The following is a 6997-nucleotide window of genomic DNA, read 5'->3' on the forward strand; positions in this document are numbered from 1 at the left end:
CGTCACGCACGACGGGCCGGGACGACAGATTGCCCTCGCTGTCGGTGAAGGGCTCGTAGAGCTGCACCGGGAAGGAATGCGCGAGGTAGTCGAGGACATAATATGCCGCGTCCGCGTTATGCAGAGCGCGGTGCTTCATGTCGTTGATATGATGTTTCATTTTGGGATCTCCACTTGGAATAATCATGATGCCTCTGCTCTCAACCGCAGAAGGACACCCCGACATGACCTCCCCCTCCAACTCTCACCCCGGCGGCGCGGCAGCCACCGGGGCTGTCACCGGCCAAGCACTTGTTTCCGGTTATCGTGCGGATAATCCCAACTTGTCTGCTGGCGCGCTCAGCGCCGCCCGGCATTTCCTGAAGTGGGTCGCCGACCGGCATATCGCGATCAGGGATCTTGATACTGCGGCGATCAGTCGTTTTGCGCGACACCGCTGCCGGTGCGGCCGCTGTAGCACCGCGCAGTTGCGGGACCCCGCTTACATCACCGAGGTCCGGAGGTTTCTTCGCTATCTGGAAGATACCGGCCACGTGGCCATTCCAGACGAGGTTGCCCGGCTTGGCCCGCATTTGGCCGGCTTTTCCGCGTGGCTTGCTGGCCAAGGCTACGGCAAGGTCACCTATAACTCCCGCATGAGTCAGGCGCGGCATTTTGCGGAATGGGCTCTGCAGCGACGTATTCCGGCCAGCCACATCGATAGCGACCTGATCGAGCAGTTTGCCCATCACGACTGCCAGTGCGGGATCAAGACCAAACGCGGCAAGCGGGTCGAGGGCACCGGCAATAAGGATCGCCGCCGTGGTGCCCGCGCCTTCGTGTCTTTCCTCAGAGTAGAAGGGTCGATCCCGGTCGCGTTGGCCACTGAACTACCTGCCGATCCACGCCTCGCCGATTTTGCCACTTGGATGCGCCGGGAGCGCGGCGCCGCGTCCGAGACGATCCGGCGCTATCAGCAAGAGTTGGGCCGCTGGTTGACGAAGCTGGGATCGGAACCGCAGGGGATCACCGCTGCGACCGTCCGCTCGATCATCCTGGATCAAGGCGAGGACCGCTCCCGATCGTCAGTCCGCATGACGATAACAGTCTTGCGCACATTCTTGCGTTTCATGATCGGCGAGGGGTTGTGTGCTCCGTCGCTGCTTCTTGCGGTGCCGTCAGGGGTGCGACGCAGGCTTTCCACCGTCCCAAAGACGATCCCGGCTTCGACCATCGAAGAGATCGTCGCGTCCTGCGGCACAGGCACAGCAGTTGAGGTGCGGGACCGCGCCATCATCCTGCTTCTCGCGCGGATGGCCCTGCGGGCTGGCGATATCTCGCAACTCCGCCTCCGCGACATCGACTGGCGCGCGAGCAGGTTGCGATTGCACGGCAAAAGCCGACGTGGGGTGTTTATGCCTTTGCCGCAAGACGTCGGTGATGCGCTGCTCGCCTATATTGAAGACGTACGCCCGGTGGTTGCATCCGCTGGGGTCTTCTTGCGCGTCCAAGCCCCTTTCACCCCATTTCGCTCATCGGCCGAGATCGCCGGTATCGTCTCTCGAGTCCTTTCCCGCGGCGGCTTCGTCGGCCTGCCGACCGGCGCACATGTGTTTCGGCATTCGCTGGCTTCGACATGGCTGCGCGGTGGGGCGGACCTGGATCAGATTGGGGCCGCGCTGCGCCACGCTTCACGCGACACAACCGCAATCTACGCCAAGGTCGATGTCGATATGCTGGGGGCCGTGGCCCAGCCTTGGCCGGGGTACGCAGCATGATGCATCGCCATGTCGACCGCTACATCAACCTTCATCGCGCCTTCGGAAAGGGGTTTGCCAAACATGAGAGGTCCTTGCGCGCGTTCGCCGCATTTGCTGCTGACCGGACCGAACCGCATGTAACCGCAGCACTAATCCACGAGTGGGCGGGCAGTGCGACCACGCCTAATTCTGCACAAGACCGATATGATCAGGCCCGCGCCTTCGCGATGTTCCTGCATGCAGAGGACGTGCAGCACGAGGTTCCAGTCGAAGGATTGTTCGGCCGGTCAAGGCGCCGCCGACCCGCGCCCCACATCCTGTCGCAGAACCAAATCAATGGCATCCTGGCGGAGGCGCTGCTGGTTCCAGGCCTGACCCCGATCAGCCCGCAGACCTATCACACGCTGTTCGGATTGCTGGCCTCGACAGGACTGCGCATCTCGGAAGCATTGTCCCTGCGTTGCGACGACCTGACGGAAGATGGCCTGATGATCCGCAAGGGCAAATTTGGCAAGAGCCGCCTCGTCCCTCTTCATGCCTCGACCCGTGCAGCGTTGGAGCGCTATCTCGATCGGCGGCGCGTCGTCCGTGATGCCGGCTCTGACCTTTTCGTGCTCGGGCACGGGCACGCACCGACGGCGACGAGAGCACATGTGGTCTTCGTACGGATCGTCCGCAAGCTCGGTTACCGCAATCCGACTGGTCCCGGCCCCCGGCTACACGATTTGCGCCATACCTTCGCGGTTCGGTCCCTGGAGACCTGCGGGAACGATCTGCAGTCAGTCATGCGGCACATGAGGGCCCTGAGCACCTATCTCGGCCATGTCGATATCGCCAATACCTATTGGTATCTCGAAGCCACCCCCGTCTTGTTGCAAATGATCGCGGCAAGGGCGGAAGAGACGTGGATCGGGGGTGCAGCATGACCCCGCTCGCGCCGGACCTGTCGGCTTTCCTGCAGAAGCATCTGCCCGATGAGCGTGGAGCCAGCCAACATACCATCGCCGCTTATGCCCACGCGTTCACACTCTTGCTGCGGTTTGCGGCCACACGCCTTAAACGACAGCCTTCTGACCTTGCGATCGAGGATCTCGACGTCAGCCTGATCAGGGCCTTTCTCGAGCACATCGAAGAGGGTCGAGCTAATACCGTGCGATCCCGCAATGCCCGGCTGGCAGCGATCAAGGCGTTTTTCCGCTTCCTTGAACCACGGCGTCCAGCCTGCCTCGAACAGGCGATGATGGTCAGGGCACTGCCCGTCAAACGGACAGATTTAAAGCTGATCGACTACCTGACGAAGGACGAGGTACGCGCCTTACTTTCGGCCCCAGACGGCAGAGCGCCGGCTGGGCTGCGTGATCGGGCGATGCTTCACCTGGCCTATGCCGCAGGACTGCGAGCGTCTGAACTTCTCGCGGTTCGGATGGACGATTTCCCGCGGGGCTCGTTCGCAAACATCCGGGTGCTTGGGAAGGGCCGTCGGGAGCGGGTGCTGCCGCTCTGGAACGAGACGCAAGCTGCTATTCGGGCTTGGCTGGCCGTCCGTCCCAACGATGTCGGGCCGGAACTGTTCCTGAACCGCGATGGCGGCCCGATGACACGGGATGGTTTTGCCTACCGGCTCCGTCAACATGTGGCCGTGGCCGAACGCGCGACCCCTTCGATTGCCGACAAGCACGTGACCCCGCATGTGCTGCGGCACAGCTGCGCCATGCACACGTTGCAGGCTACAGGTGATGTCCGCAAGGTCGCACTTTGGCTGGGTCATGCCAGCCTCCAGACGACCGAGATGTACTTGCGCGCGGACCCGACTGAGAAGCTCGCCCTTCTCGAAGCGCATCATGCCCCACTGATCAAGCCGGGCAAGTTCCGGCCGCCGTCGGACAAGCTGATGGCAATCCTCGCTGCCGCAACCGGGGCGAAGCCGCGCTAGCACTGTGCGTGCGCCCCACTCCGGTGGGGCGCAGCGGCTGCGCCGCCGGGGTGAGAGTTGGAGGGGGAGGTCATGTCGGGGTGTCCTTCTGCGGTTGAGAGCAGAGGCATCATGATTATGCCAAGTGGAGATCCCAAAATGAAACATCATATCAACGACATGAAGCGCCGCGCTCTGCATAACGCGGACGCGGCATATTACGTTATGGACTACCTCGCCCATTCCTTCCCGGTGCAACTCTACGAGCCCTTCACCGACAGCGAGGGCAAACTGTCGTCGCGGCCCGTGTTCTGCGATGGCCAGCTCGTCGAGTGTCGGGATGCTGCCCGCCGTCGCGACGCCCTGATCGAAAAGCTGGCTGGCCTGCCGCCGGTTCCGGGGGCGCTTGACCAGATCGTCCAGCGCTTCGGCACCGACCTCGTGGCCGAGGTCACAGGCCGCTCGCGCCGCATCGTGCGCAAAGGCGAGGGTCCTGCCGCGCGGCTCGTCGTCGAAAGCCGTGCCGGCTCGGCCAACCTGTCCGAGACCGCCGCCTTTATGGACGACCAGAAGCGCATCCTGATCTTCTCGGATGCCGGGGGCACGGGCCGCAGCTATCACGCCGACCTCGGTGCGAAGAACCAGCGCCTGCGTGTTCACTATCTCCTGGAACCGGGCTGGAAGGCCGATGCCGCCATCCAAGGCCTCGGGCGGACCAACCGCACCAATCAGGCGCAACCACCGCTTTTCCGGCCCGTCGCTACCGATGTGAAAGCAGAAAAGCGGTTCCTTTCGACCATCGCGCGTCGCCTCGACACGCTCGGGGCGATCACGCGTGGCCAGCGCCAGACCGGTGGGCAGGGGCTGTTCCGGCCCGAGGATAACCTCGAGTCCCCCTATGCTCGCGACGCGCTGCGTCAGCTTTATCGCCGCATCTATCGCGGCGATGTCACGGGCTGCTCCCTCGGGGCTTTCGAGGATGCGACCGGCCTAAGGCTGACCGATGACAACGGGCTGAAGGACGATTTGCCCCCGATCAAGACCTTCCTCAACCGCCTGCTGGCGCTGACGATTGACATGCAGGCTGTGCTCTTCTCGGCTTTCGAGGACCTCCTCGACCAGCGGATCGAGGGCGCCATCGCCGCCGGGGTCTATGACCTCGGGCTCGAGACGCTGCGCGCCGAGAGCTTCCGCGTCACCGACGCCCGGGTGATTTACACCCATCCCGGCTCTGGCGCAGAAACCCAGCTCCTGACCATTGCGGAAAAGCGCCGCAACACGCCGACTTCCCTCGCCGATGCGCTCGACTGGCTCGATGACCCAAAGGCGCGGCTTCTGGTCAACAGCCGTTCGGGCCGGGCCGCACTTCAAGTGCCTGCCACCAGCCTGATGCTGGATGACGGCACTATCGAGCCGCGGCTGAGGCTCATCTGCCCGACGGAGGCCAGCACGGTTCCTGCGAAGATCATGGAGGACACCCACTGGCTGGAAGCCGACCGCGTGGCCTTCGCCGCTGCCTGGACCGCGGAACTGGCTGAAGTGCCGGAGTTCAGCAAGTCCACGCTCCACATCGTGGCGGGCCTCTTGCTGCCGATCTGGAAGCAACTTCCCCAGGACGAAACCCGCGTCTACCGGTTGCAAACCGATGACGGTCAGCGCATGATCGGGCGCCGGGTTTCCCCCGCCTGGGTCGCGACCACGCTGGCGGGGGACGCGCCGCAGCTGACAGCCGCGCAGGTTCATGCCCTCGTTCTGGAGGGCAAGACCGTCGTGCGGCTGGCCGAGGGGATGGAGTTGCTTCGGTCCCGCGTCATGGGTGTGAACCGGATAGAACTGTCGGGATTTTCGGGTGCCGCCAAAGACCGGCTCAAGGCCGATGGCTTCTTCTCGGAGATCATCAGCTGGAAGCTGCGCCTGTTCTGCCCGAAGGACTCCAGCGGCACCACAATCCTCGAGCGTCTGCTTGCGCGCGCCCCGGTCACCGGCCTACATGCACGCAATGGTTGATTGGTGTGCTCATGTCATTGGAAACAGAAGAACTCTTGCGCGAGCTTGCGCTGAATGCCGAAAGCGTTTGTCGTCATTACCTTCCCGCTGGCAGGCGGGAAGGCTCCTACTGGATGGTCGGCAATCTGCAGAACAACCCGGGCCGCTCGCTCTTCGTGCGGCTCGTCGGGCCGACCTCGGGACCGGGCTCGGCAGGCAAGTATACCGACGCGGCGACGGGCGATCATGGTGATCTCCTCGACATCATCCGTGAGCGGACCGGGATCACCCGCTTCCCCGATCTTCTCGCCGAGGCCCGCGCGCATCTTGGCCGTCCGGCGCCGATTGTCCCGGATGCACCGTCTCCGAAGAAGCCGAATCCCCCGGGCGGGACACCAGAAGCCGCCGCGCGCTTGTTCGCAGCCTCGGTGCCGGTCGCAGGCAGTCTTGCAGAAACCTATCTCCGCAGCCGGGGCATCACTTTGCCGGTCTCAAGCACGGCCCTTCGCTTCCACCCGAAGTGCTGGCATCGGGATGAGGGTCAGACCAGATCCATCCCCAGACCGGCGCTGATTGCGGCGGTCACCGATGGGGCAGGGGTGTGCCAAGGCGCACACCGCACCTGGCTTGCACCCGACGGCAAGGACAAGGCACCTGTCGAGACGCAACGGCGGGCGATGGGTCACCTTCTCGGCAATGCCGTCAGGTTGACCCCATGTGAAGACATCCTTGTCGTCGGCGAGGGCATCGAAACCTTGCTCTCCGTTCGGGAGGCAGGGCCGGGCCTTCCCGTCTGGGCGGCGCTCTCGTCGTCTCACCTCGGAGCCGTCCTGTTGCCGGTAGGATTGCAGCGCCTCTACATTGCCATCGACCGCGATCCAGCGGGGCGACGTGCGTCGGATAGATTGACCACCAGAGCCACCGAGGCTGGGATTGCCGTTCGGGTGCTGGAGCCAAGGCTCGGGGATTTCAACGACGATCTCAGGGCGCACGGTCAGAAGGCACTGCGCCAGCATCTGGTAGAGCAGATCGGTCCCGAGGATCGGCAGCGCTTGGAGCGCTGAGGCAACTCTACGCAGGGGGCAGTCTCAGGACAGCGGGGCAGGGGGCATCTCTCCTGTTCCGTCTCTGGACCCTCATCTCTTGCCTCTCCCGAGGGCCATTCGATCCCCGCATTCCCCGCACGGCCTTCAAGAGATGGGCAGGCGGCCGTCAAAGGGGCCGCCCCTTCAAGGACGGGGGGCGACTGATTTCCGCCGCGAGGGACGAGCCCTCGCTTTGCATCGCGAAGCAAATCAGCCGCCCCCCGTCCTCCTCCACATGCGTTCCGGCCCCAAAGAGGGGGTGAAGGGGCGTCCCC

Annotated in this window: 6 protein-coding genes and 1 pseudogene; 5 read left to right on the top strand and 2 right to left on the bottom strand. The window is 63.9% G+C overall.

Annotated elements, in window-relative coordinates; genetic code table 11:
- Positions 1 to 224 precede the first annotated feature (224 nt).
- From NBV68_RS16210 to NBV68_RS16225, 4 genes and pseudogenes are all read left to right on the top strand, one after another.
- A complete protein-coding gene (locus tag NBV68_RS16210; RefSeq protein ID WP_296311743.1) occupies positions 225 to 1757 on the top strand; it encodes a tyrosine-type recombinase/integrase in 1533 nt (510 codons plus the stop codon).
- Positions 1754 to 2665 (top strand): tyrosine-type recombinase/integrase, encoded by a 912-nt coding sequence (locus NBV68_RS16215; RefSeq protein ID WP_296311745.1) that lies wholly within the window; start codon positions 1754 to 1756, stop codon positions 2663 to 2665. The genes NBV68_RS16210 and NBV68_RS16215 overlap by 4 nt, the downstream gene beginning before the upstream one ends.
- Positions 2662 to 3672 carry a tyrosine-type recombinase/integrase gene (locus NBV68_RS16220; protein WP_296311746.1) on the top strand — a complete coding sequence of 337 codons (1011 nt, stop codon included), beginning with the start codon at positions 2662 to 2664 and terminating at the stop codon, positions 3670 to 3672. The genes NBV68_RS16215 and NBV68_RS16220 overlap by 4 nt, the downstream gene beginning before the upstream one ends.
- Positions 3673 to 3870: 198 nt before the next feature.
- Positions 3871 to 5658, top strand: a pseudogene (locus NBV68_RS16225) (strawberry notch C-terminal domain-containing protein); the annotation flags it as partial.
- A 14-nt stretch (positions 5659 to 5672) separates the two neighbouring features.
- Here NBV68_RS16225 and NBV68_RS19065 read toward each other — a convergent pair.
- On the bottom strand, positions 5673 to 5963 hold the full coding sequence (locus NBV68_RS19065) for a hypothetical protein (protein WP_366068500.1): 291 nt from the start codon (positions 5961 to 5963) through the stop codon (positions 5673 to 5675).
- A 215-nt stretch (positions 5964 to 6178) separates the two neighbouring features.
- The gene (locus tag NBV68_RS19070; RefSeq protein WP_366068502.1) at positions 6179 to 6286 is read right to left on the bottom strand and encodes a hypothetical protein; all 108 of its coding nucleotides are present in this window, start codon (positions 6284 to 6286) and stop codon (positions 6179 to 6181) included.
- Between the two features lie 28 nt (positions 6287 to 6314).
- On the opposite strand from NBV68_RS19070, the gene NBV68_RS19075 reads away from it, so the two are divergent.
- Positions 6315 to 6701 (top strand): toprim domain-containing protein, encoded by a 387-nt coding sequence (locus tag NBV68_RS19075; protein WP_366068504.1) that lies wholly within the window; start codon positions 6315 to 6317, stop codon positions 6699 to 6701.
- The last annotated feature ends 296 nt before the right edge of the window (positions 6702 to 6997 follow it).

The organism is Erythrobacter sp., assembly GCF_023653175.1.
GTDB lineage: Bacteria > Pseudomonadota > Alphaproteobacteria > Sphingomonadales > Sphingomonadaceae > Erythrobacter.